The sequence below is a fragment of the Bacillus cereus group sp. MYBK222-1 genome, from assembly GCF_051916425.1.
In the GTDB taxonomy this organism is placed as follows: domain Bacteria; phylum Bacillota; class Bacilli; order Bacillales; family Bacillaceae_G; genus Bacillus_A; species Bacillus_A paranthracis.
The window spans coordinates 234,220-257,506 of sequence record NZ_JBQAGP010000002.1; the positions used below are offsets into that span (position 1 = coordinate 234,220).

Genomic DNA, 23,287 nt, shown 5'->3' on the forward strand with positions numbered 1-23,287 from the left:
GACAACTATATATCACGAACGTTATACTCAAAAAACTTAGCAATCGTTCGTGTTTTATGTTAAAATGATTATACTACATTTTAAGGGAGCGTTTTATTATGAAAGAAGCATTTCGTTTACAAACTGATTTTTCATCTTCATTTGATCGCTGGGTAAGTTCTTTCGTGTCTGATCACCCAGCACAATTAGAATGGACGACTTTGAAAGAATTAATCCATGAATATACAACAACACATACAAATGACTCGTTACCAACATATATTTCTTCAGCTTTAACATATTATGCACAACGTGTTTCAACAACAAATCGTTCAGAAATTGTTATTTTTGAAAATGCTACAATCTCATAATCTATAAAAAAAGCACTGTAATCAGTGCTTTTTTTATGTTTATTACGGTATTTATTTTCCAAACTTATTTCCAAAAACCCCCTCTTATTTCCTACTATATAGCCAAGATGAATCTATTTGAGTTTTCAAAAAAATATATTGACACTACAAAATTTCAGTGCTAACATTCAACGTGTAATTGAATATGGTCTCTGTTAGGTGAGGCTCCTGTATAGAGAAACGCTGCTGCCCAAAAATGTCGAGAGACGCCAATGGGTCAACAGGAAAGGTCGGAATGAAGGCCTTTTTTAACGTAGCTGGTTTCAGTACCTATGCTATACAGTGCTAAAACTCAACGAGGGAGAGGTGCGTATATTTTGTCATACACAAAACTGTTTTAATCTATATTTACTAACAGTCTTTGTCGTGGACTCTTTTAACTACGAATTCAGACCTTTACTCGTTTTGAGTAAAGGTCTTTTTACGTATATATGCACCTTACTATGAAACAAACATAGCATATTCAGAATCTACTAAATTGTACGGAGGTGAGGAACAGTTGGCAATTGATGATTCGGCCCAGATACCCATATGTTTTACGTTAATATTTCATCATGTAGGTAGGAAAGAAACTGTTCCTCCTAATTTTAAATAGTCGAGTAACAGCTTGTTTCCTCCTTCATGAAAAAGGAGGAACTACCGATGTTAAATTTACAAAAACAAGAAACGAAACATTCATACGATCAAGATTGTATGAAAACAAATCACAAATTATTAGTGGAAGTCGCAACGCAGGATGCAAACAAAGCGTTACGACTTTTAGAAACAACAGAAAATGGACTCTCTAAAGAAGAAGTGTCTCGTAGACTTTCTTTATATGGCCTTAATGAAATAGCTCATAATAAAACATCACCGTGGTACATTCAATTTCTGCTGGCTTTTAAAAATCCATTTATTTTTGTTTTATTAGCTCTCGGCGCACTTTCTTTTTTCACAGATGACATACAAGGAACGATTGTCGTATCTGTAATGGTAATGCTAAGTGCAACGATTCGCTTTTTACAAGAATTTCGTTCTCAAAAAGCTGCAGATCAGTTAAAGGCTATGGTTCGAACAACGGCGAGTGTCTTTAGAATAGATGGATTTGTACACGAAACAAAAAATGTAAAAAATTTAAAGCAAACTGATACAACGGAAATTCCAATTGAGGAACTTGTACCTGGCGATATTATTTCACTTTCAGCCGGAGACATTGTTCCAGCTGATGTGCGTATTTTATCGGCTAAAGATTTATTTGTGAACCAATCTTCTTTAACAGGAGAAGCACTTCCTGTAGAAAAATACGAAAACTGCTACCATACAGAAAATAAACATCTATTACCGAAAAGCACGAAAAAAAATTACAATCCACTTGATATGGAAAATCTTTGCTTCATGGGGACAAATATTGTAAGTGGTAGCGCAAGAGCGGTTGTCATCTCCACAAGTACCGATACGTATTTTGGCTCTTTAGCAAATAAAGTAAGCGGTAAGCGCGTAGAAACAAGCTTTGATAAAGGTGTAAACAAAGTAAGCTGGCTTTTAATTACATTCATGCTTATTATGGCACCTATCGTTCTTCTCATTAACGGATTCACAAAAGGGGATTGGCAAGAAGCTTTCTTCTTCGCTATTGCAATCGCAGTTGGTCTAACACCTGAAATGTTACCAATGATTGTGACTGCTAATTTAGCTAAAGGTGCCGTTAACATGTCTAAACAGAAAGTAATTGTAAAACAGCTGAATTCTATTCAAAACTTAGGTGCTATGAACATTCTTTGTACCGATAAAACAGGAACTTTAACAGAAGATAAAGTTGTACTTGTTCGCCACTTAGATCCTAATGGTAATACATGTAATCGTGTATTACACTTTGCCTATTTAAATAGCTTCTATCAAACAGGATTGAAAAATTTAATAGATAAAGCCGTTATAAAACATACAGAAGAAAATCAAAAATTTGATCCATCTGTTTTTCAAAAGCTAGATGAAATTCCATTTGACTTTGCTCGTCGGCGTATGTCCGTCATTGTAAAAAACAATTCAGGTGAACATACAATGGTCTGTAAAGGGGCTGTAGAAGAAATTTTATCTATTTGCAACTACACTGAAATATATGGCAAAATTGCTTCTCTTACCGATGACATGCGCTTACATGTAAAACAACTAAGTGAAACTTTGAATAGTGAAGGTATGCGCGTTATTGCTGTAGCTTATAAAAAAAATAGACCAACAAATAATAAAGAGTACGCCGTACAAGATGAAAATGATATGATTCTCGCTGGATATATTGGCTTTTTAGATCCGCCGAAACCATCTGCCGCTACTGCCATTCAAGCATTACAAAAACATGGTGTACAAGTAAAAATTTTAACTGGTGATAACGAAATCGTGACAAAAAAGGTATGTAAAGAAGTTGGATTAAATATTGGCGAGCCTATCCTTGGTTACGAAATCGATGCTTTACCTGATAAAGCATTAGCAAAGCTAGCCGAAGAAACAACTGTTTTTGCTAAACTAAATCCAATGCAAAAATCCCGCATTATACGAGTATTACAAGGAAACGGACACACTGTAGGTTATATGGGAGATGGCATTAACGACGCCGTAGCGTTACGGGAAGCTGACGTTGGCATATGTGTTGATACTGCAACTGATATTGCAAAAGAGTCTTCCGATATTATTCTACTTGAAAAAAGTTTAATGATATTAGAAGCAGGTATTTTAGAAGGACGCACTACATTCGGTAATATTTTGAAATACATTAAAATGACAGCGAGCTCTAACTTCGGAAATGTATTTAGTGTGTTAGTAGCAAGTGCCTTCATTCCTTTCTTGCCGATGCTTGCCATTCACCTTTTAATTCAAAACTTACTTTATGATATTTCACAACTGTCTATCCCATGGGACAAAATGGATAAAGAGTTTTTAGAAAAACCAAGAAAATGGGATACTGCAAATTTACGGAACTTCATTATTTGCATCGGTCCCATTAGTTCCATATTTGATATCATCACCTATGTGGTCATGTGGAACGTCTTCAGTGCAAATACAGCTAGCGAACAATCATTATTCCAATCTGGTTGGTTTGTCGTTGGATTGCTAACACAAACTTTAATTGTTCACATGATAAGAACACAGAAGATTCCATTTATTCAAAGTACCGCATCAGTACCGGTTCTTTTATTAACCGCTTGTATTATGATAATCGGAATTTATATTCCATTCTCGCCACTTGGAGCAGCCGTTGGATTACAAGCATTACCACTTAGCTATTTCCCTTGGTTAGTAGGGATACTATTAGGCTATGCTTTCTTAACACAATTCCTGAAAAATCTTTATATTAAAAAGTTTCATAGCTGGTTATAAAAATGAGAATGAGCGGGTGCTTCCCGCTCATTCTCAAAAACATAACTTGGACTTATATGTATGGAGGTGACCATGATGGTATGGTATGACATTGTACTAAGATTATTTATTGCAATTATTGTAGGTGCTTGCATCGGAATGGAACGACAATGGAGACATAGGATGGCTGGGCTACGGACAAATGCTCTCGTATCACTTGGTGCCTGTATATTTGTTTTATTATCCGTCATGATTGATCACGATGCTAGCCCTTCACGTATTGCCTCTCAAGTCGTCAGTGGGATTGGTTTTTTAGGAGGCGGCGTTATTATCCGCGATGGTTTTAGTATTAGAGGGCTTAATACTGCGGCTACCCTATGGTGCGCAGCTGCTGTTGGTACTCTTACAGGCGCTGGTTTCCTCATTGCAGCTATATTAGGTGCAGCTGGTGTTTTACTAGCAAACATACTACTTCGCCCAATCGCTCTCTTTATGAATCAGAAATCAAAAGAAGAATCACCTGAACAAACGAACTACTTACTTTCTCTCACTTGTTCAGAAGAACATGAAGCCCATATTCGTTTTTTACTTATGCATATGGTAAGTTCTGAAGGCATTGGTTTAAAAGAATTGTATAGTGAAGACGTAGATTCTAATCAAAAAGTATGTATACAAGCGACATTACACTGCAACACAAATACAGCAGTCTTAATTGAAAAAATAGTGAGCAGAATGCTATTAGAATCTGGCGTTACTGCAGCTGGTTGGAAAACTTCATTAGATTTAGAAGCAAGTTGAACATAAAAGGTGTCATGATATTTACAGCTTCATGACACCTTCTACATAAACTTATTTTCTAATTTTTGCTGAAAAGACTTTTCTTGCTTACGTAATAATTGACTACCTCGTTGTAAAAGCGGCATTCCATACTTATCATTAATTTGATCAATGACAGCAAGTAGCGGCTCTTCTTTCGCATCTTCTTCAAATGAAAACAAATCTAATTGCTTCACCGATTCAGTCTTCCACTCTATTTCAGTAGCTGTAACACCTAATAAACGAACGGAATCGCCATCCCAATGTTGCTTCCATAAACGAGAGGCCGCTTGAAAAATATCTCGTTCTTCCCAAATGGCATTTTTCAATTGCTTACTCCTCGTTACTGTCCGCCTATCATGATATTTAATCATAATTTGAATATTATAGCTGACAAGAGTTCGCTTTTGTAATCTTTTACTCACTGATTTTGATAGCCTTTCTAACATATCAAGTAATTCTTTTTCTTCATCCATATCCTTTGAAAAAGTCATCGAATTACCAACGCTTTTATGTTGTCCCATTTGACTCGGATCAACTTCTCTATCATCCACACCTTTTGCCCTTCTTTGTAAATCAACACCATGCTTTCCAATTTTAGCGCGAATGATATGTTCATTTCCTTTTGCTAACTGTTCAATTGTTTGTATATGAATATCTTTTAATTTCTCAGCTGTTTTTTCTCCAATTCCATGCATCGCTCCAACCGGAAGTGGCCAAATCATTTCTGGAATATCTCGTTTTCGGAGCACGGTAATACCGAGAGGCTTTTTCATATCAGAAGCTGTTTTTGCTAAGAAAAGGTTCGGAGCAATCCCGATGCTACACGGAAGCTGCAATTCTGTTAATAACGCCTGCTGAATCATCTTTGCTATTTCAAGAGGTGAACCGAGTGCGTAACAGTCTGTAATATCTAAATACCCCTCATCTATTGAGACTGGTTGTATTTTTTCCGTAAAACGGGAAAGAATTTGAAACATTTGAAATGAAGCTTCGCGATATAATGTAAAATTAGGGCGCCTTACAATTAATTGCGGACATAACCTTTTCGCTTCCCAAAGTGGCATCGTTGTACGTATTCCATATTCTCTCGCCTCATAACTACATGTTATGATAATTCCTTTTCTTTCTTTTTCATTTCCAGCAACCGCTAACGGCTTCCCTTGTAACGATGAGTCATGAGCAATTTCAACAGATGCGAAAAAACAATTCATATCTACATGTAAAATAACACGACCTTTTTTTGGATACATTTCTCGCATAGTACTCACCCCCTAATCAGAACGTTCGTTCTTTTATTATAGCAAATTTTGCACAATAATTATAATTATTACTTGTTCTTTTCCATCATATTTATTGCTATAATTTAAATGAAGTGGATATTTTTGTAATTAGGGGTGATTATTATGAAATCAACTGATAAACTCAATTATACGTTTCTCATAATTATACTAATCGTCGCAATCAATTATTTACTTCTTCCTATATTTGATATAAACATAGCTGGTTTCTTTCCTCGTCTAGTCCATGTAGTAACAACTTACATACTGCCATGGATTTTCTTGTATTGGCTTATCCGCCTTGTAAAAGCAATCGAATCAAAGTAAAAAGCGTGTAAATCACAATTGATTTACACGCTTTTTTGTTATATTATTTCGCTACTTCCTCTATGATTGCAACAACTAATTCTGCTGTTTTCGCTAATTCTTCAACAGGAATCTTTTCGTTTGTTGTATGAATTTCTTCATAACCAACTGCTAAGTTAACTGTTGGAATTCCGTGTCCAGCAATTACGTTTGCATCACTTCCGCCACCACTTTGGTGAAGAGAAGGTGTACGACCAATTTTTTCAGCTGCGCGTTTTGCAACTTCTACAACATGATCGCCATCAGCAAATTTAAATCCTGGATACATAACCTTTACTTCAACATCTGCTTGGCCGCCCATTTCTTTTGCAGTTGTTTCAAATGCTTCTTTCATTTTCGCAACTTGTACTTCCATTTTTTCATTGATTAAAGAACGCGCTTCTGCAAAGATTTGTACATGATCGCAAACGATATTCGTTTGTGTACCACCTTCAAAACGTCCAATATTTGCAGTTGTTTCAGAATCAATACGACCAAGTGGCATTTTCGCAATTGCTTTCGCTGCGATAGTAATTGCAGATACACCTTTTTCTGGTGCTACACCAGCATGAGCTGTTTTCCCGCGAATAATCGCATTCACTTTCGCTTGTGTTGGAGCTGCAACAACGATTTCGCCAACTTTCCCATCGCTATCTAACGCGTAACCATATTTCGCTGTAATGCGCTCACGATCTAATGCTTTTGCACCAACAAGACCAGATTCTTCTCCAACTGTAATAATAAATTCAATTGTACCATGAGGGATATTTTTTTCTTTTAAAACACGGATTGCTTCGAACATGGATGCTAATCCCGCTTTATCATCCGCCCCTAAAATCGTAGTACCATCTGATACGATATATCCATCTTTAATAGAAGGCTTAATTCCATTACCAGGAACTACTGTATCCATATGAGAAGTAAAGTAAATTGTATCAACACCATCTTTTGTTGCTGGTAATGTACAAATTAAGTTACCTGCACCATGCCCAGTAACAGCCATTGTATCATCTTCAAATACTTCTACACCTAAATCTGTAAATTTCTTTGTTAATACTTTGCAAATTTCTGCTTCAAATTTCGTTTCAGAATCTACTTGTACTAACTCCATAAATTCATTTACTAAACGTTCTTGATTAATCATAAGACTGCGCCTCCTGCACTACCATTATGTATGTAACACTATTAATTATAACAGAATTTCGCAAAAGTTTCGAAATACAAGACAAAAAACAGACGGTTTATATGTCTAGATAACCATCTGCTTTCTATTACTCATTTAACAATACCCAGCGCATATGATCTTCCCACACTCCATTAACCATTAACATCTTCCTAGACACGCCCTCATACTGAAAACCTATCTTCGTTACGACTTGTATAGATGCTAAATTTCGTGGCATAATCGGTGCTTCTATACGATGTAATTGAAATTCCTCAAAAGCAACTTGAATCGCTTTTCTAAGCGCTTCTGTCGTATAACCTTTGTTTAACTCTTCCTTATCTAATTTATAGCCGAGTACACAAGATTGGTAAATTCCACGAACAATTAAATTAAATGAAATACATCCAATTATTTTCGTATCATCACCTTTTTTAAAAATCCAAAGTCTGATGATTTTACCTTCTGCGATCTCTTTTCTATCCTTTTGTAACTTTTTCTTTTGATAATCTAACGTAAAAAAATCATCCGGTCTATACTCTTCCCAGGCTTTTAAAAATTCACGATTTCTGTCGTAATATTGAAGAACTTTTTCAGCATACGACTCATCAATTTCCCTTAAATGTAAACGATTTGTTTCATATATTTTCATCATCGTATCTCCATTCTTCAGCTTGCATAACAAAAAACTTATACCCTATCATTCTTATATATTCTCTATGTACATACAAATTTCCTGTTATACTTTACACACACTTCTCGAATTTTGTCATTTCTCTCCCTCTTGTCCACAATATCATTTCTCGTTACAATGATATTGTACTGATTTGCAAGGAGGTTTAACGATGCATAAAAAAGCTCAAAAAGTTATGATTTATGTAATGCTAATTTCTATGCTTGTAACAACATTACTTGCTGGCGCAAGTATGTTTTGGTAAAAAGGACGATCTGTTCGTCCTTTTTTTACTTTTTACACATAGTAAAATAAACCATCTCGAAATCGAGATGGTTTATTTTATGTAAAGCACAATCGCTACAATACTAAAGAAAAATGACATTACAAGTGCTATCACAAAACTTGTATATTGTTTCTGCTGAAATGCCCCAATAACAAAAGTAAGATTAAGTAATGCCATACATACAATCGCTACAAGATAAGAACATATATTAAAAGTTGCCAATATGAATGTAATAATAAATAGAAATCCCATAAAAAACTGCATATACGAAAGTTTTGGATTCAAGTACATATGAGCAACCCCTTTATCTCATTTTATCTTTCTATACTCTCATTAACGCATGGTTATGTACACATGTCAAGACAACTTATTACAATAGAAAAAGCCAACTTTTTCGTTGACTTTTTCATATGCAATGGCTCCTTTTTCTTTTGCCAATTGCTGAAATGACTTTTTCGATTTTACAATCCATACTTTCGTTCCAATTGGAATGCGATCAAATAAATATTCCACATCATTTTTCTTCATTCTTATACATCCTTGTGAAATATACTTTCCAATTGAACTCGGTTGGTTTGTTCCATGTATTCCATATTTACTCCCATCAGTTCCTCTTGCATTGAATCCCATCCACCTAGATCCAAGTGGATTTTTCGGTGATCCCCCAGGAATATTCTTCGCAATATAATATGGGTCCTTTGCTTTCATTACAATATCAAAAGTTCCCTCTGGGGTTAATTCATTTGTTTTTCCTGTCGCGACTGGAAAAACCTTTTGAATCTTTTCATCGTCAATATAAGCTAGTTTATTCGTCGCTTTATTTACAATAATGAAAGGATCACCGGCACGCGGATTATCACCAAGAGGCCAAATAGGCGATAAAGAAAGACATAATAGGAAAGAGAGAAGATACGGCATAGATAATTCCTACCTTCTATATAAGTTCTTTTATATTATCCTTTCCTTTAAAGCGACTTTTAATGAGTAAATATTGTTCCATTTCGTATACAAGTTGAACAAGTTTCGCACGTATCTCAAATTCTTCACGTGTAGCCGGCAATGGCATATCTCTAAATAATTCTCGCATTTCTTGAAGCTGCCTTAAAGAAATAACCCCGGTACTCTGAGGGCTAATAGCATTTCCAATGTTTTCAACCACATCCGCAATCATGTCCGCTTGTTCATATGTCCATGATAAAGAAGCTGCTAACGGAATCATTCGCTCTAAAATTTCGAATTGTTGCATACGCATATTGAAATAGCGATAGTAATAGTCATCTTCTCGCATAAATGCATTCTCAAGTTTCTTAAACGATAAATCTCTAGCTTCATTTAGCATCTGTTCAGTTTCAATAAGTTCTGCCCCGCTCCAACTACTTTCTCGGTTTCGTAAATATACAACCATTTCAAACAAAATCGTTTTAAAATTATTTTCTATTTTACCTTGATACTCTTTTAGCTTATTTTCACTACTTGGCATATACATATTTACTAATAGAGCCACGCTAATCCCTATCGTTAATATCGCAATTTCATTCCCAACAATAAGCCATGTAATTTGTTTCAATGAATATAGATGCATCACAATAACTGAACTCGTAACAATACCTTCTTGAATTTTAAACATGACTGCAGTCGGAATAAATGTAAGTAATAGTACGCTAATTGCTAGTGGTGTATATCCAATTGTTTCAAAAATACAAAACGCGAACACCATTGATAATACACAGGCTAAAAAACGGTGTAACGACACTTGAAGTGATTTACGTTTCGTATTTTGTACGCATAATATAACTAAAATACCCGCTGAACTATAAAATTCCAACCCTAATAACTGTGCAATAAAAACGGCTGCGCCTGTCCCTATTGCTGTTTTTACTGTACGGTATCCAATTTTGAACATAGCATTGCTCCTATATGTATAAACGTATTTACAGTTAGTATAAAAAAAGGATGACACAATGTCATCCTTTTCTACTTATTATTCACGTAACCTTTACATATTACAATATCTTTTGTAAAAATTGTTGCGCACGCTCACTTTTCGGTGCTGCAAAAAATTCTGCTGGCGCACTATCTTCTACAAGCTTTCCACCATCTAAAAAGAGAACACGATCTGCTACTTCTTTTGCAAATCCCATTTCATGTGTAACAATCGCCATTGTCATTCCTGTCGTAACTAATGATTTCATAACTTCTAACACTTCTTTTACCATCTCTGGATCTAGTGCTGATGTCGGTTCATCAAATAACATTACTTCTGGTTCCATTGCTAACGCTCTTGCAATTGCTACACGTTGCTTTTGTCCTCCCGAAAGACGATTTGGATACGTATCTTTTTTATCTAATAAGCCGACCTTTTCTAACAGTTTTTCGGCTTTCTTTTCAGCTTCTTGTTTCGTTACTCCTTTTACATTGATAGGAGCATACGTAATATTTTCTAATACAGTCATATGAGGAAATAGGTGAAAATGCTGAAATACCATTCCGACATTTTCACGAACGTGCATAATATTCGTTTTTGGATTCGTTACTTCTTCCGTTCCAATCCAAATGTGACCATTTGTCGGTGCTTCTAACACATTCATACAACGTAAAAATGTTGATTTTCCTGATCCAGACGGTCCAATAATTGCTACTACTTCCCCTTTTTCAATCGTTGTTGTAATTCCTTTTAATACTTCGTTTTTTCCAAATGATTTATGAAGGTTTTCAATTTTAATCACTTTTCTTCATTCTCCCTTCAATTGCCTTCCCGACTAATGTAAGAATAATGACTAGCATATAATAAATGAGTCCAACAAAAAGTAATGGTTCAAGGTATTTAAAAGTCTCCCCGCCTACGATATAAGCACGACGCATTAAATCCGTTGCTCCTATTACTGTTACTACAGCCGATTCTTTCGTAAGTGTCGCAAACTCGTTTACAAGTGCCGGTAATATATTTTTTAAAGCTTGAGGAAAAATGATATTTCGCATCATTTTTCCGTATGGAATTCCTAAAGCCATCGCTGCTTCTGTTTGTCCTTTATCAACCGCTTGAATGCCGGCACGGATTACTTCTGACATATATGCACCTGAATTTAAGCTAAATGCAAGTACAGCTGCTAAGAATGCCGGTATTTCATAACCAATTATTTGCGGGACACCGAAATAAATAATCATTAATTGCAATACAAGTGGTGTACCACGGAAAATTGATGTATAAAGATCTGCTGCTATATTTAATGCTCGTATTCTAGCAATTTTGCAAAGTGCTAATAACGTCCCTAAAAGAAACCCAGCTAAAGCTGATACTGCTACAATTTTCAAAGTAACTTCTAGACCTTTTAATATATACGGTATCGAAGGCGTAATCGCCGAAAAATCTAAGTTCATTCTTTTCATTCCCCTCACAGAAAAGTGAAAGGCAGCTTATTTTTCGCTGCCAAACCATTTCTTCACTAATTTATCCATTTCTCCATTTTCTTGCATTTTTTTAATTACTTTATTAAATTCAGCTGTTTTATCACTGTTTTTCGGAAGGGCAATTGCTGCTCCAACTTCTTCTGGAGCTTCTTTAATTTCAATTCCTTGTAACTCTTTCATTTTCTCTAAATAATTTTTAGCAACTGTGTCTTCTATAATTGCAGCATCAAAACGACCAGCTTTAATTTCTTGTACGATTTCTGGTATACGGTCACGTCCCTCAACTTTGAAATCTACTTGTTTTTTAAATTCTGCTGCTTTCTCTTCCTGAATAGATCCTGTTTGTACCCCTACTTTTTTCCCTTTTAAATCCTCTACAGATTGAATGTTAGAGTCCTTTTTAGAAACGACCATGTTTTTCGCAACAAAGTAAATATCTGTGAAATCAACATTATTTTTACGCTCTGCAGTTGGCGTCATACCTGCCATTACGAAATCAACTTTTCCTGAGCTAAGAGATGCTAATAAACCACCAAAATCCATATCTTTCACTTTCACTTCATAACCAAGTTCTTTTCCGATATATTTAGCAACATCAACATCAAAGCCGATAATTTCATCACTCTTTGAAGCTTCTACGTATTCATATGGTTTATAATCTGCTGAAGTCCCCATAACGAGTACTTTTTTATTTTTTCCAGTAGCCTTTTCTTCCCCATTACTACAAGCACTGAACATACTTACAATTAAAATAAGTGCAAACGATATTGATAATAACTTCTTCATCTTTCTTCCCCCTAATAATGTATATTTAAAAGTTTAATAGAATATTTATTCGATGTTTGTATTGTATCAGCACTTTTATTTTTATGCAATATATAAAATAAAAATAAATATAAAACGAGTTAAAATACAGTTATCTGTGTATAAAAAGATGCATAAAATAACAAAACTATGCATATCCCAAAAATTTTAATACGAAATAAAAAAGGGCGGTACATCCACTTGAGTGTGGACGTACCGCCTTTTCATTTATTTTTATAAGGACTTATAATCAGTTGGGATGAACCACCTCCACTGATTATAGTTCTTCGCAATTCTCTTCGAAATACGATTGTAGTTTTGCAATAACTTGCATCGGTTCATGACCTTCAATTTCATGACGCTCTACCATCGTTACAATTTTTCCATCTTTTAATAAAGCAAATGATGGAGAAGATGGTGGATACCCTTCGAAATATTCACGAGCTCTTGCTGTCGCTTCTTTATCTTGACCTGCAAACACCGTTACAAGGTGGTTAGGACGTTTATCATAATGTACAGAATGCGCAGCAGCAGGACGAGCAATACCGCCTGCACAACCACATACAGAGTTTACCATTACAAGTGTTGTTCCATTTCTTTTAAACGCTTCGTCTACTGCTTCTGGCGTCGTCAATTCTGTATATCCAGCAGAGACAATCTCTTCACGCGCTTGGCGGACAACATCATTCATAAAAAAGTTAAAATTAATCAATCTTTTCCCTCCTCTAAAACTACCTATTTGTATCTTACCAGTTAATGTTTATGAAATACAAGTAAGTTTACTTGTATTTGGATATAGAAAAGGTGTTAGAACCCTGTTCTAACACCTTTTTGTCACTTTTCCATAATCTTCATATATTCAGCAATCATTTTTTTATGCGACCCAACAATATAGTCAGGTAGTTCTGTTAGTGGGAAGAATTTAAGCTGAACCGCTTCTTCTTTGTTCATAACAAAATCTCCATCGTATTCGTCCGTATAATAAGCGGTCGTTACAGATTGAAATTCATCACCGTTTGCTAATTTTGTAAAATAGTTCGCTCCAGAAAACACATTGATTAATCGTAGGTTCTTCACCTTTATTCCTGTTTCTTCGTATACTTCACGAAAAGCAGTTTCTTCTGGTGATTCACTAAGCTCCATTAATCCGCCAGGCAGCCCCCATTTTCCGTAAGGCTCTGTTCTTTGTTGTAATAATACATATCTATTTTCATTTATAACGAGTACAACAGCACCAACTAAAATTAAAGGGCGATGACCAACTATTTTCCGTAATTCTTCTACATATCCCATCGTATCCCTCCTTTTTCGTTGTCCACACTATTGTATCATATGTATGAAACGACAAAATGCGTATATTTTTCATTTTTTTAACAAAATATTTATTTTATGTGTTTCATCTACTGTAGCTAACAAAATGGATTCAACTTCTGCGTTTTTCTCTAGAAATTCTCTCGCCCATTCTTCTGTTTTCCCTAATAAAGCAAGAACATCTTGCTGAATGCTCCCATCCTTTACTAATACAAAAGAAACTGGAGATTTTTTTCCCGCCACTTTTAGATCAAGTCGGGAAACTGCCTCATATTCTGGATACCGAAATATAGAAACGACACCGTTCGCTTCCCATAATGCTAATTTGATTGTTTGAATATCGCTCACATTTCGCATACGAAGTTCTGAAAATAAATATTCCACGGTAATTCTCGCTTTTTTCAAATTGCTAAAATCAATGGAGCCGTTGTGTATAAGAATGATAGGTGCTGGCTCTAAAAAGCGTCTCCATCTATCCCATTTCAACATTAAAACTGAACTTATAATATGAAGTACAACGAGTATAAACGTTGTAATCATCGAGCCCATTAATCCTACTTTTTCATCAGACAATGCGTTAGAAATATTCCCGCCAAGCAATAACACCAATACAACATCTAAAAAGCGAAGTTGTGCGATGGACCTTTGCCCCATCGCTTTCGCAACTAATATTAAAAATATGTATGCTATAATAGCCCGAATAACCCATTCACTATTAGAAAGATGCCGTGCTCCCTCAAAAATATGCATATGCATCACTTTGCACTCCTTACATCCTAAACTGCTAGTCTGTTTTAGTTTGCAACGTTTATGAGTATATATGTAAAAAAGCTGGTTCGTTTAAAAACGAACCAGCTTTTTTTACTTAACGGAAAACATATACTTTTTATACGTTTTTCGTACCGATAATATGAGACCCATCATAATCATATTCGAGAACAAGGAACTTCCCCCATACGATAAGAAAGGTAATGCAATCCCTTTTACAGGCATTAATCCAACAATCATACCGATATTTTGGAATATTTGAACCGTTAATATCCCAATTGACCCAGCACATAATAATGTACCGAATAAATTATCAGCAGAATAACCGATAATAATTGTTCTATATAGTAGTAATAAGAACAAGAATACAACTAACGCTGCTACGATAAATCCACCTTCTTCGGCAATTGTAGCGAAAATAAAGTCTGTATGCTTCTCAGGGATATAAACATTCCCTTCGCCAAACCCTTTCCCTTCCATACCGCCACTACCTACAGCTAAAATTGATTGCTGTGTTTGATAACCTTGATCTGTATGTTCAAATGGATCTAACCAACCTAAAATACGTGATTGTTGGTGCGGTTTTAGTAGCGTAACTAACTTATTAAAGAAGAAATCCTCATACCTTACGTAAATAAATATTAACGTGGATAGTATGGTGACTGGAATAACTGTACATAACGCTATCAATTTCTTCTGAATACCTGACATAAATAAAATACATGCAATGGCAGCAGCGTATAAGAACACCATCCCCGTATCCGGTTGGCTATATACAACAGCCATAGGCGGGAGGGATACTAGCATAATTTTACCTACTAATTTTAAGTCCGTTTGAAATGTCCTTGCCATATACTGCGCATTATGTTTCACTGCTATACTTGCTACTACGAGAAGCAATGAAATTTTGAAAAACTCAGATGGCTGAATTTGTCCAACTAACGGAAATACAAACCATCTTTTTGCACCTAATTTTTCAGGTGTGAAATTGGAAACCGGTAGTATTTTCAAAAGAATAAGTGAAGCAAATCCAACGATATAAAGTGGCCAAGACAATTTTTGTAATTGATCTAAGTCGATGCTTGCAACAAGCAATAACAATACAACCCCAATTATGTAGTTCAAACCTTGTTTCATCGCAAAGTTTGCCTCTCCATATTGGCCAGTTTGCTGACTGCTATATATAGCAGCTATACTTGTAACACATAATGCTAACAAAATTAAAATTAATTTTACATCTAAACTTTTTAGAAACTCGGTACTTCTTTTCATGACATCCTCCTGAAACATTGTTACAGCAAAATAAAAAACCAGGAGTCAACATTCTTCATGTTTTGACGACTGATTACACATTATCTATAAAACACTTATATAGAATAACTCTCTTTTTCATACAATACAATATATTATACTACAGTTTCGTCAGTAAGATTTGCCAAAAAAATTATTCTTTTCTTATTTTATATCCATATACCATATATCAGCAATGTATTTTCATAAATTCCTAATACATAATGGTTCATTGTAAGATTACTGGGAAAGGTATTATACATATAGTAGGATGTAGATGAAGAAATAAGATGATAAAAAGCTCGCATAAGCGAGCTTTTTATTTAATATACAGATGTATTATTTTCTGACGTATTTTCTAAAATTTCTTTTACACGTCCTAAGAACTTACCACAAATTAAACCATCTAGTACACGGTGATCAAGTGATAAACATAAGTTAACCATGTCGCGAGCACCGAACATACCATTTTCCATAATTACTGGGCGTTTTACAATTGATTCAACTTGTAAAATAGCCGCTTGTGGGTAATTAATAATACCCATAGATTGAACAGAACCGAATGATCCTGTGTTATTAATTGTAAATGTTCCGCCTTGCATTTCGTCCGCTTTTAACGATTTCGTACGTACTTTTCCTGCAAGTTCTGTAATTTCACGAGCGATACCTTTAATTGTCTTCTCGTCCGCGTGTTTAATTACTGGTACAAATAGTTCGTCCTCTGTCGCAACAGCGATAGAAAGGTTAATATCTTTCTTCTGAACGATTTTATCGCCAGCCCACATTGAATTAATTTGAGGATACTCTTTTAACGCTTGTGCTACTGCTTTTACGAAGAAAGCAAAGAACGTTAAGTTAAAGCCTTCGCGTTTTTTGAAATCACCTTTAATTGAATTACGGTATGACACAAGGTTTGTCACATCTACTTCAATCATCATCCAAGCGTGTGGCGCTTCGTGTTTACTACGTAACATGTTCGCTGCGATTGCTTTACGTACACCTGTTACTGGAATTTCGATATCGCCAGGCATTGTTGGTACAGAAACTGGTTTCGCAGCTTCTACTTTTTGTGCTACTGGCGCTGCTTTTGGTGCTTCCGGACGCGCTTCTACTACTGCCGCTACCGCTTCCTCTTTCTTCGCCGCACCTGCTTGCGGAATATTTCCTGATTCCACTAGCTTTAAAATATCTTTACGAGTGATACGGCCGTTTGCTCCCGTACCTTCTACTAGATCTAAATCAACGTTATGTTCACCTGCAAGTTTTAACACAGCTGGTGAAAAACGAGGTTTTCCATCAGTTGGTTGTTTTGCTTTCGGTGCTTTTTCAGGCGTAGCTACTTCTGCCTTTGGTTCTTCTTTTGTTTTTTCCTCAACAGCTGTTGCTGCTACTTCATCTGCGCCTTCTACTTGAATCACACAAACTACTTCACCTACAGCTAACGTATCACCTTCACCAGCGATCAACTCTTTCACAATACCAGTGAAAGAAGATGGTACTTCAGCATTTACTTTATCAGTCATTACTTCTGCAAGCGGATCATATTTGTTTACGTGATCGCCAACATTAACGAGCCATTTACTAATTGTACCCTCTGTAACGCTCTCCCCGAGCTGAGGCATTGTAATATTTTCTACAGCCATGTATAGTCCCCCCGATTAAAATTCCGCAAGTTCACGCATTGCTTTTTCAACTTTATCTGGATTTACCATAAAGAATTTTTCCATTGTTGGTGCATATGGCATTGCTGGAACGTCTGGACCTGCAAGACGCGCAATTGGTGCATCTAAATCAAATAGACAGTTTTCAGCGATAATTGCTGCCACTTCACTCATAATACTTCCTTCTTTATTGTCTTCTGTTACAAGAAGAACTTTACCTGTTTTAGAAGCTGCTTCAATGATTGCTTCTTTATCTAATGGATATACAGTACGTAAATCAAGAATATGTGCAGAGATGCCATCTTGCGCTAACTTTTCAGCTGCTTGAAGAGCAAAATGAACACATAATCCGTATGTGATAACAGTAATATCATCACCTTCACGTTTTACATCTGCTTTTCCGATTGGTAATACATAATCATCTTCTGGCACTTCACCTTTAATTAAGCGATATGCACGTTTATGCTCAAAGAATAATACTGGATCTTCATCACGAATTGCAGCTTTTAGTAAGCCTTTTGCATCATATGGTGTAGAAGGGATAACGATTTTTAAACCAGGTTGGTTTGCAAACATCGCTTCTACAGATTGCGAATGATACAATGCACCGTGAACACCGCCGCCAAATGGCGCACGAACTGTGATTGGACAAGTCCAATCATTATTAGAACGGTAACGAATTTTTGCTGCCTCAGAAACAATTTGGTTTACTGCTGGCATGATGAAATCCGCAAACTGCATTTCAGCGATTGGACGCATTCCATACATTGCTGCACCAATTGCAACCCCAGCGATTGCAGATTCTGCAAGTGGTGTATCTAGCGCACGATCTTCACCAAATTGATCATATAATCCGTGTGTCGCTTTAAATACGCCACCTTTTTTACCAACATCTTCACCTAAAACGAATACTTTCTCATCGCGTTCCATTTCCTCGCGCATTGCTAATGTAATAGCATCAATATAAGACATTACAGCCATGAAACGTTCCCCCCTATTCTGCGTATACGTGCTTCAATGCATCTTCAGGTGCTGCATACGGAGCATTTTCTGCATATTCTGTTGCTTCGTTTACGATATGCATAATTTCGTCTAACATTTGTTTTTCTGATTCCTCAGTTAACACGCCAACCTCTTTTAAATAAGCAGCAAATGTTACAATTGAATCATTTTTCTTCGCTTCTTCTACTTCTTCTTTATCACGATAAACGCGATCATCATCGTCACTTGAATGTGCTGTTAAACGATATGATACTGTTTCAATTAAAGTTGGACCTTCACCACGGCGGCCACGGTCTGCTGCTTCTTTTACAGCTTTATATACTGCAAGCGGATCGTTTCCGTCTACTGTATATCCAGGCATACCGTATCCAATTGCACGGTCTGATACATTTTTACATGCTAATTGTTTTTCAACTGGAATAGAGATTGCGTATTTATTATTTTCACACATAAAAATAACAGGTAACTTGTGTACGCCAGCAAAGTTTGCACCTTCATGGAAATCACCTTGGTTGGAAGAACCTTCACCGAATGTAACAAACGTTACTAAATCTTTCTTTTCCATTTTTCCAGCTAATGCAATACCAACTGCATGTGGTACTTGCGTTGTTACTGGAGATGAACCTGTCACAATACGATTTTTCTTTTGACCGAAGTGACCAGGCATTTGACGACCACCAGAGTTTGGATCTCCAGCTTTCGCGAAACCAGATAGCATCAGTTCTTTCGCTGTCATACCAAACGCTAGTACAACACCCATATCACGGTAGTATGGTAATGCATAATCTTTCTCTCTATCAAGAGCAAATGCTGCTCCAACTTGTGCTGCCTCTTGTCCTTGACAAGAAATTACGAATGGAATTTTACCAGCACGGTTTAATAACCACATACGTTCGTCGATTTTACGTGCAAGTAACATCGTACGGAACATTTCTAATACTTGCTCATCACTTAAGCCAAGCTCTTCATGGCGCTTTTCTTTTACTTCTGCCATTTTTCATAACCTCCTAAATCCACATTTTTATGCGTGTAACGCTTTTCCATCTACAGCTAATGCTGCTTCACCAATCGCCTCAGATAATGATGGATGCGGATGAATTGTATGTGCTACTTCCCAAGGTGTTGCATCAAGTACTCTTGCAAGACCCGCTTCAGAAATCATATCTGTTACATGCGGTCCAATCATATGAACACCGAGAATATCATTTGTTTCTTCATCAACTACAAGTTTTACGAAACCATCTGATTCGCCGTATACAAGCGCTTTTCCGATTGCACGGAATGAGAACTTACCTACTTTTAGCTTATAGCCTTTTTCTTTCGCTTCTTGTTCTGTTAAACCGACAGAAGCAACTTCCGGACTGCTATATACGCATTTTGATACCATAGAATAATCAATTGGTGTAACTTCTTTACCAGCAATATGTTCTACTGCAACAATTCCTTCATGAGAAGCAACGTGAGCAAGCTGTAAGCCACCAATTACATCACCGATTGCGTAAATATGAGATTCTTTCGTTTGATAAAACTCATTTGTTTGAATGTATCCTTTTTCCACAACGATATCCGTATTCTCTAAACCAATATTTTGCGTATTGGCTTGTCGTCCTACAGATACAAGCATTTTTTCTGCTTTAAATTCTTTATTCTCACCGTTATGTTCAGCTTGAATTGTTACTCCATTATCTTTTACCAATGTTTCTGGTAATACTTTTGCACCAGTTACCACTTTAATACCTTTTTTCTTGAATAGACGTTGCATTTCTTTTGAAACGTCTTGGTCTTCTAGTGGTAGTATCGTTTTCGCATACTCTAATACTGTAACTTCTACACCGAAGTCAGCAAGCATAGATGCCCACTCAATACCAATTACACCGCCACCAACGATAATAATCGAGCTAGGAAGCGTTTCCATTTTTAGGGCATGATCGGAAGACATTACATACTCTCCGTCTAATTCTAAACCTGGTAATGAATTCGGACGAGAACCTGTTGCAATAAGTACATTTTTTGGAATTAACATTTCATTCTCTTCTCCACTTGCAAGTTCAACTGAAATTGTCCCTGGCATCGGAGAGAAAATAGATGGGCCAAGAATACGGCCAATACCTTCAAACACATCAATTTTACCTTGTTTCATTAAGTGCTGAACACCTTTATGAAGTTGCGTTACAATCTTCTCTTTACGCTCTTGTACTTTCGCAAAGTTTAGTTCTACATTACTTGCAATAACTCCGAACTCTTCGCTTTTTTTAGCAGTTGCGTATACTTCCGCACTACGTAAAAGGGCTTTACTAGGAATGCATCCTTTGTGTAAACAAGTACCACCAAGATTTTCTTTTTCAACAAGTGCAGTTTTTAACCCTAGTTGTGATGCACGAATTGCAGCAACATATCCACCAGTACCGCCGCCAACGATGACTAAATCATATTCTTTTGCCATTATCTCAACCCCTAGCTACCGTTTCTTTTTCACGTACAATATATTCTTTTGGAGCTTCTTCTTCACGTAGTACACGAAGTGCCCCTTCTGCTAATGCTTGTAATTCATCTTCTCCTGGATGTACGATAACATCTGCAATCCAGTCTACTCGTTCTTTTATTTCATCAACAAGGATTTTACTGTAAGCAAGTCCACCAGTTAATACGATTGCATCGATTTTCCCGTGAAGTACAGCGCTAGCTCCGCCAATCTCTTTTGCAACTTGATATGCCATAGCTTTATAAATAAGAGTTGCTTCAGGATCACCTTTTTCAACCATTTGTTCTACTTTAATCGCATCATTTGTACCGATAAGACTTACAAGTCCACCTTGTCCGACAAGTTTTTTAATCATTTCATCTCGGTAATACTCACCAGAGAAACACATTTCTACTAGTTGCCCTACTGGTACTGTACCAGCGCGCTCTGGACTAAATGGGCCTTCTCCGTTTAAACCGTTATTTACATCGATTACTCTTCCTTTTTTATGAGCACCAACTGTAATACCGCCGCCCATATGTGTAACTAATAAATTTAAATCCTCATACTTGTGATTTAACTGTTCAGCTACTTTACGAGCAACTGCTTTTTGATTTAATGCATGGAAAATACTTTTGCGTTCCATACCAGCAATACCACTTATACGAGCAATAGGCTCCATTTCATCTACAACGACAGGGTCTACAATGAATGCCGGAATATTTAATCCAGAAGCTATTTCATATGCTAAAATGCCCCCAAGGTTTGAAGCGTGATGACCGCTAAAACCATTTTTTAAATCTTCTAACATCGCATCGTTTACTGTGTATGTTCCGCCTTCGATTGGACGAAGTAATCCCCCACGGCCACAAACTGCGTTTAATTTTGAAATGTTAATACCGTGAGAATGTAGAACTTCTAAGATCGTTTCTTTACGAAACTCATATTGGTCGATAATTCGCTTATATTTTCCAATCTGTTCTTCGTCATGACGAATAGTTTCTTCTAAAACGGGTCTTTCATTATCAAAAACACCAATTTTTGTGGATGTACTACCCGGATTAATAACAAGAATTCGATTTACAGACACTGTTGCTACCTCCACTAATAAATTCAAAAGGAGGTGGAAACCTCATAAGAGGTAACCACACCTTTTGTAAAAGTAATATATGAATGATTAGCGACGGCTAATAATGTCGTGACCGTTGCGTAAGTATGTGCTACGAGAGTTTTTCAAGCTTGCAATGCGCTCTTCAGCTAGACGATCAGCTGCTACATAAGTTGCAATGCCATCGCGTTTTGAAATTTCGATTACTTTTGCAATTGTGTCATAAATTGATTCTACGCGTTTTAATGCGCGTTCTCTATTGTATCCATATAACTCGTCTGCTACGTTAATTACGCCACCTGCATTAATTACATAGTCTGGTGCGTATACAATACCCATTTCATGAATGATGTCGCCGTGACGATCTTCTTTTAATTGGTTATTTGCAGAACCTGCAATTACTTTTGCTTTAAGTTGTGGAATAGTTTCGTCATTAACTGTTGCGCCTAATGCACATGGTGCGTAAATATCACATTCAACACCGTAAATTTCATTTGGCTCAACTGCTGTTGCACCGAATTCTTCTACTGCACGTTGTACAGCTTCTTTATTAATATCTGTAACGATTAGTTTTGCGCCTTCAGCGTGTAAATGTTTGCATAGGTGATATGCTACGTTACCAACACCTTGAACAGCAATTACTTTTCCTTCTAAATTATCAGTACCGAAAGCCTCTTTCGCAGCAGCTTTCATACCACGATAAACACCGTATGCAGTTACTGGAGATGGGTTACCAGAAGAACCGAATGATGGTGAAATACCTGTTACAAAGTCAGTTTCTTCGTGGATAATATCCATATCATCTACTGTTGTACCAACATCTTCAGCTGTAATGTAACGTCCGTTTAGTCCTTGAATATAACGACCTAATGCACGGAACATTGCTTCGCTCTTATCTTTACGTGGATCACCGATAATTACTGTTTTCGCACCACCTAAGTTTAAACCAGCTGCTGCGTTTTTGTATGTCATCCCTTTTGCAAGACGCAATGCATCTTCAATCGCCGCTTCTTCAGAATCATATGTCCACATTCTTGTTCCACCAAGAGCAGGTCCAAGTGTTGTATCATGAATTGCAATGATTGCTTTTAAACCTGATTCTTTATCTTGACAAAATACTACTTGCTCATAATCATATTTTTCTAAGTATTCGAAGATTTCTAATGCCATTGTCGTTTCCCCCTAATGTTTTACCC

At 36.4% G+C, this 23,287-nt stretch carries 24 protein-coding genes and 1 riboswitch; of the genes, 5 read left to right on the plus strand and 19 right to left on the minus strand.

Annotation, left to right across the window (positions count from 1 at the left end; translation table 11 throughout):
- Window positions 1-98 precede the first annotated feature (98 nt).
- The 3 genes from ACTFR9_RS13145 to ACTFR9_RS13155 all read left to right on the plus strand — a co-directional run bounded on the left by ACTFR9_RS13145 (window position 99) and on the right by ACTFR9_RS13155 (window position 4,514).
- Window positions 99-350, plus strand: a complete 252-nt coding sequence (locus tag ACTFR9_RS13145; RefSeq protein WP_000656493.1) for a DUF3932 family protein — start codon at window positions 99-101, stop codon at window positions 348-350.
- A gap of 183 nt (window positions 351-533) precedes the next feature.
- A riboswitch (M-box (ykoK) riboswitch) is annotated at window positions 534-701 on the plus strand.
- 330 nt (window positions 702-1,031) lie between these two features.
- Window positions 1,032-3,737, plus strand: a complete 2,706-nt coding sequence (gene mgtA / locus ACTFR9_RS13150; RefSeq protein ID WP_229136237.1) for a magnesium-translocating P-type ATPase — start codon at window positions 1,032-1,034, stop codon at window positions 3,735-3,737.
- A 75-nt stretch (window positions 3,738-3,812) separates the two neighbouring features.
- The gene (locus ACTFR9_RS13155) at window positions 3,813-4,514 is read left to right on the plus strand and encodes an MgtC/SapB family protein (RefSeq protein ID WP_000262357.1); all 702 of its coding nucleotides are present in this window, start codon (window positions 3,813-3,815) and stop codon (window positions 4,512-4,514) included.
- A gap of 41 nt (window positions 4,515-4,555) precedes the next feature.
- Here the strand turns inward: ACTFR9_RS13155 and ACTFR9_RS13160 are convergent, their stop codons facing one another.
- Window positions 4,556-5,794, minus strand: a complete 1,239-nt coding sequence (locus ACTFR9_RS13160; protein WP_001208839.1) for a DNA polymerase IV — start codon at window positions 5,792-5,794, stop codon at window positions 4,556-4,558.
- A gap of 144 nt (window positions 5,795-5,938) precedes the next feature.
- On the opposite strand from ACTFR9_RS13160, the gene ACTFR9_RS13165 reads away from it, so the two are divergent.
- Window positions 5,939-6,139, plus strand: a complete 201-nt coding sequence (locus ACTFR9_RS13165; RefSeq protein WP_000842869.1) for a hypothetical protein — start codon at window positions 5,939-5,941, stop codon at window positions 6,137-6,139.
- Between the two features lie 43 nt (window positions 6,140-6,182).
- Here the strand turns inward: ACTFR9_RS13165 and ACTFR9_RS13170 are convergent, their stop codons facing one another.
- Together ACTFR9_RS13170 and ACTFR9_RS13175 are read right to left on the minus strand one after the other, a co-directional pair.
- Window positions 6,183-7,301: a tripeptidase T gene (locus ACTFR9_RS13170; protein ID WP_000609811.1), complete on the minus strand. Its 1,119-nt coding sequence runs from the start codon at window positions 7,299-7,301 to the stop codon at window positions 6,183-6,185.
- Between the two features lie 127 nt (window positions 7,302-7,428).
- The gene (locus tag ACTFR9_RS13175) at window positions 7,429-7,974 is read right to left on the minus strand and encodes a GNAT family N-acetyltransferase (RefSeq protein WP_001993297.1); all 546 of its coding nucleotides are present in this window, start codon (window positions 7,972-7,974) and stop codon (window positions 7,429-7,431) included.
- Window positions 7,975-8,164: 190 nt separating this feature from the next.
- Between ACTFR9_RS13175 and prli42 the strand changes: the two genes are divergently transcribed.
- Window positions 8,165-8,257, plus strand: a complete 93-nt coding sequence (prli42, locus tag ACTFR9_RS13180) for a stressosome-associated protein Prli42 (RefSeq protein ID WP_000549038.1) — start codon at window positions 8,165-8,167, stop codon at window positions 8,255-8,257.
- A 72-nt stretch (window positions 8,258-8,329) separates the two neighbouring features.
- Here the strand turns inward: prli42 and ACTFR9_RS13185 are convergent, their stop codons facing one another.
- The 16 genes from ACTFR9_RS13185 to ACTFR9_RS13260 form a co-directional block, all read right to left on the minus strand.
- A complete protein-coding gene (locus ACTFR9_RS13185; RefSeq protein WP_000281163.1) occupies window positions 8,330-8,569 on the minus strand; it encodes a DUF3894 domain-containing protein in 240 nt (79 codons plus the stop codon).
- 66 nt (window positions 8,570-8,635) lie between these two features.
- Complete coding sequence (locus ACTFR9_RS13190; RefSeq protein ID WP_048557601.1) at window positions 8,636-9,196, minus strand: L,D-transpeptidase; 561 nt, start codon at window positions 9,194-9,196, stop codon at window positions 8,636-8,638.
- Window positions 9,197-9,212: 16 nt separating this feature from the next.
- Entirely contained in the window at window positions 9,213-10,181 is a 969-nt protein-coding gene (locus tag ACTFR9_RS13195) for an aromatic acid exporter family protein (protein ID WP_000472680.1), read from the minus strand.
- A gap of 100 nt (window positions 10,182-10,281) precedes the next feature.
- The gene (locus ACTFR9_RS13200) at window positions 10,282-11,004 is read right to left on the minus strand and encodes an amino acid ABC transporter ATP-binding protein (protein ID WP_000590218.1); all 723 of its coding nucleotides are present in this window, start codon (window positions 11,002-11,004) and stop codon (window positions 10,282-10,284) included.
- Window positions 10,997-11,656, minus strand: a complete 660-nt coding sequence (locus tag ACTFR9_RS13205) for an amino acid ABC transporter permease (RefSeq protein ID WP_001046921.1) — start codon at window positions 11,654-11,656, stop codon at window positions 10,997-10,999. Before ACTFR9_RS13205 ends, ACTFR9_RS13200 begins: the two co-directional genes overlap by 8 nt.
- Window positions 11,657-11,692: 36 nt before the next feature.
- Window positions 11,693-12,472, minus strand: coding sequence for a transporter substrate-binding domain-containing protein (locus tag ACTFR9_RS13210; RefSeq protein ID WP_000735475.1), 780 nt, complete (start codon window positions 12,470-12,472; stop codon window positions 11,693-11,695).
- Window positions 12,473-12,767: 295 nt separating this feature from the next.
- Window positions 12,768-13,181 (minus strand): BrxA/BrxB family bacilliredoxin, encoded by a 414-nt coding sequence (locus ACTFR9_RS13215; protein WP_001998211.1) that lies wholly within the window; start codon window positions 13,179-13,181, stop codon window positions 12,768-12,770.
- 143 nt (window positions 13,182-13,324) lie between these two features.
- On the minus strand, window positions 13,325-13,783 hold the full coding sequence (locus tag ACTFR9_RS13220; RefSeq protein WP_000542556.1) for an NUDIX hydrolase: 459 nt from the start codon (window positions 13,781-13,783) through the stop codon (window positions 13,325-13,327).
- A gap of 69 nt (window positions 13,784-13,852) precedes the next feature.
- Window positions 13,853-14,557, minus strand: a complete 705-nt coding sequence (locus ACTFR9_RS13225; RefSeq protein WP_000550968.1) for a DUF421 domain-containing protein — start codon at window positions 14,555-14,557, stop codon at window positions 13,853-13,855.
- Window positions 14,558-14,662: 105 nt separating this feature from the next.
- The gene (locus ACTFR9_RS13230) at window positions 14,663-15,841 is read right to left on the minus strand and encodes an FtsW/RodA/SpoVE family cell cycle protein (RefSeq protein WP_000831200.1); all 1,179 of its coding nucleotides are present in this window, start codon (window positions 15,839-15,841) and stop codon (window positions 14,663-14,665) included.
- Window positions 15,842-16,182: 341 nt separating this feature from the next.
- Window positions 16,183-17,502: a dihydrolipoamide acetyltransferase family protein gene (locus tag ACTFR9_RS13235; protein WP_000257652.1), complete on the minus strand. Its 1,320-nt coding sequence runs from the start codon at window positions 17,500-17,502 to the stop codon at window positions 16,183-16,185.
- Window positions 17,503-17,517: 15 nt separating this feature from the next.
- Complete coding sequence (gene bfmBAB, locus ACTFR9_RS13240; RefSeq protein ID WP_000290076.1) at window positions 17,518-18,501, minus strand: 3-methyl-2-oxobutanoate dehydrogenase subunit beta; 984 nt, start codon at window positions 18,499-18,501, stop codon at window positions 17,518-17,520.
- Window positions 18,502-18,514: 13 nt separating this feature from the next.
- Window positions 18,515-19,516, minus strand: coding sequence for a 3-methyl-2-oxobutanoate dehydrogenase subunit alpha (gene bfmBAA, locus ACTFR9_RS13245; RefSeq protein WP_000852555.1), 1,002 nt, complete (start codon window positions 19,514-19,516; stop codon window positions 18,515-18,517).
- A gap of 27 nt (window positions 19,517-19,543) precedes the next feature.
- The gene (gene lpdA / locus ACTFR9_RS13250; protein WP_001051291.1) at window positions 19,544-20,965 is read right to left on the minus strand and encodes a dihydrolipoyl dehydrogenase; all 1,422 of its coding nucleotides are present in this window, start codon (window positions 20,963-20,965) and stop codon (window positions 19,544-19,546) included.
- A 4-nt stretch (window positions 20,966-20,969) separates the two neighbouring features.
- Window positions 20,970-22,073: a butyrate kinase gene (gene buk / locus ACTFR9_RS13255; RefSeq protein WP_000115774.1), complete on the minus strand. Its 1,104-nt coding sequence runs from the start codon at window positions 22,071-22,073 to the stop codon at window positions 20,970-20,972.
- Window positions 22,074-22,160: 87 nt separating this feature from the next.
- Window positions 22,161-23,261 carry a leucine dehydrogenase gene (locus tag ACTFR9_RS13260; protein ID WP_001162675.1) on the minus strand — a complete coding sequence of 367 codons (1,101 nt, stop codon included), beginning with the start codon at window positions 23,259-23,261 and terminating at the stop codon, window positions 22,161-22,163.
- Window positions 23,262-23,287: the final 26 nt, after the last annotated feature.

Coding starts and splice junctions, on each gene's coding strand:
- ACTFR9_RS13145 (WP_000656493.1), top strand. CDS start 99: ATGAAAGAAGCATTTCGTTTACAAACTGATTTTTCATCTTCATTTGAT.
- mgtA (WP_229136237.1), top strand. CDS start 1,032: ATGTTAAATTTACAAAAACAAGAAACGAAACATTCATACGATCAAGAT.
- ACTFR9_RS13155 (WP_000262357.1), top strand. CDS start 3,813: ATGGTATGGTATGACATTGTACTAAGATTATTTATTGCAATTATTGTA.
- ACTFR9_RS13160 (WP_001208839.1), bottom strand. CDS start 5,794: ATGCGAGAAATGTATCCAAAAAAAGGTCGTGTTATTTTACATGTAGAT.
- ACTFR9_RS13165 (WP_000842869.1), top strand. CDS start 5,939: ATGAAATCAACTGATAAACTCAATTATACGTTTCTCATAATTATACTA.
- ACTFR9_RS13170 (WP_000609811.1), bottom strand. CDS start 7,301: ATGATTAATCAAGAACGTTTAGTAAATGAATTTATGGAGTTAGTACAA.
- ACTFR9_RS13175 (WP_001993297.1), bottom strand. CDS start 7,974: ATGATGAAAATATATGAAACAAATCGTTTACATTTAAGGGAAATTGAT.
- prli42 (WP_000549038.1), top strand. CDS start 8,165: ATGCATAAAAAAGCTCAAAAAGTTATGATTTATGTAATGCTAATTTCT.
- ACTFR9_RS13185 (WP_000281163.1), bottom strand. CDS start 8,569: ATGTACTTGAATCCAAAACTTTCGTATATGCAGTTTTTTATGGGATTT.
- ACTFR9_RS13190 (WP_048557601.1), bottom strand. CDS start 9,196: ATGCCGTATCTTCTCTCTTTCCTATTATGTCTTTCTTTATCGCCTATT.
- ACTFR9_RS13195 (WP_000472680.1), bottom strand. CDS start 10,181: ATGTTCAAAATTGGATACCGTACAGTAAAAACAGCAATAGGGACAGGC.
- ACTFR9_RS13205 (WP_001046921.1), bottom strand. CDS start 11,656: ATGAACTTAGATTTTTCGGCGATTACGCCTTCGATACCGTATATATTA.
- ACTFR9_RS13210 (WP_000735475.1), bottom strand. CDS start 12,472: ATGAAGAAGTTATTATCAATATCGTTTGCACTTATTTTAATTGTAAGT.
- ACTFR9_RS13215 (WP_001998211.1), bottom strand. CDS start 13,181: ATGAATGATGTTGTCCGCCAAGCGCGTGAAGAGATTGTCTCTGCTGGA.
- ACTFR9_RS13220 (WP_000542556.1), bottom strand. CDS start 13,783: ATGGGATATGTAGAAGAATTACGGAAAATAGTTGGTCATCGCCCTTTA.
- ACTFR9_RS13225 (WP_000550968.1), bottom strand. CDS start 14,557: ATGCATATGCATATTTTTGAGGGAGCACGGCATCTTTCTAATAGTGAA.
- ACTFR9_RS13230 (WP_000831200.1), bottom strand. CDS start 15,841: ATGAAAAGAAGTACCGAGTTTCTAAAAAGTTTAGATGTAAAATTAATT.
- ACTFR9_RS13235 (WP_000257652.1), bottom strand. CDS start 17,502: ATGGCTGTAGAAAATATTACAATGCCTCAGCTCGGGGAGAGCGTTACA.
- bfmBAB (WP_000290076.1), bottom strand. CDS start 18,501: ATGGCTGTAATGTCTTATATTGATGCTATTACATTAGCAATGCGCGAG.
- bfmBAA (WP_000852555.1), bottom strand. CDS start 19,516: ATGGCAGAAGTAAAAGAAAAGCGCCATGAAGAGCTTGGCTTAAGTGAT.
- lpdA (WP_001051291.1), bottom strand. CDS start 20,965: ATGGCAAAAGAATATGATTTAGTCATCGTTGGCGGCGGTACTGGTGGA.
- ACTFR9_RS13260 (WP_001162675.1), bottom strand. CDS start 23,261: ATGGCATTAGAAATCTTCGAATACTTAGAAAAATATGATTATGAGCAA.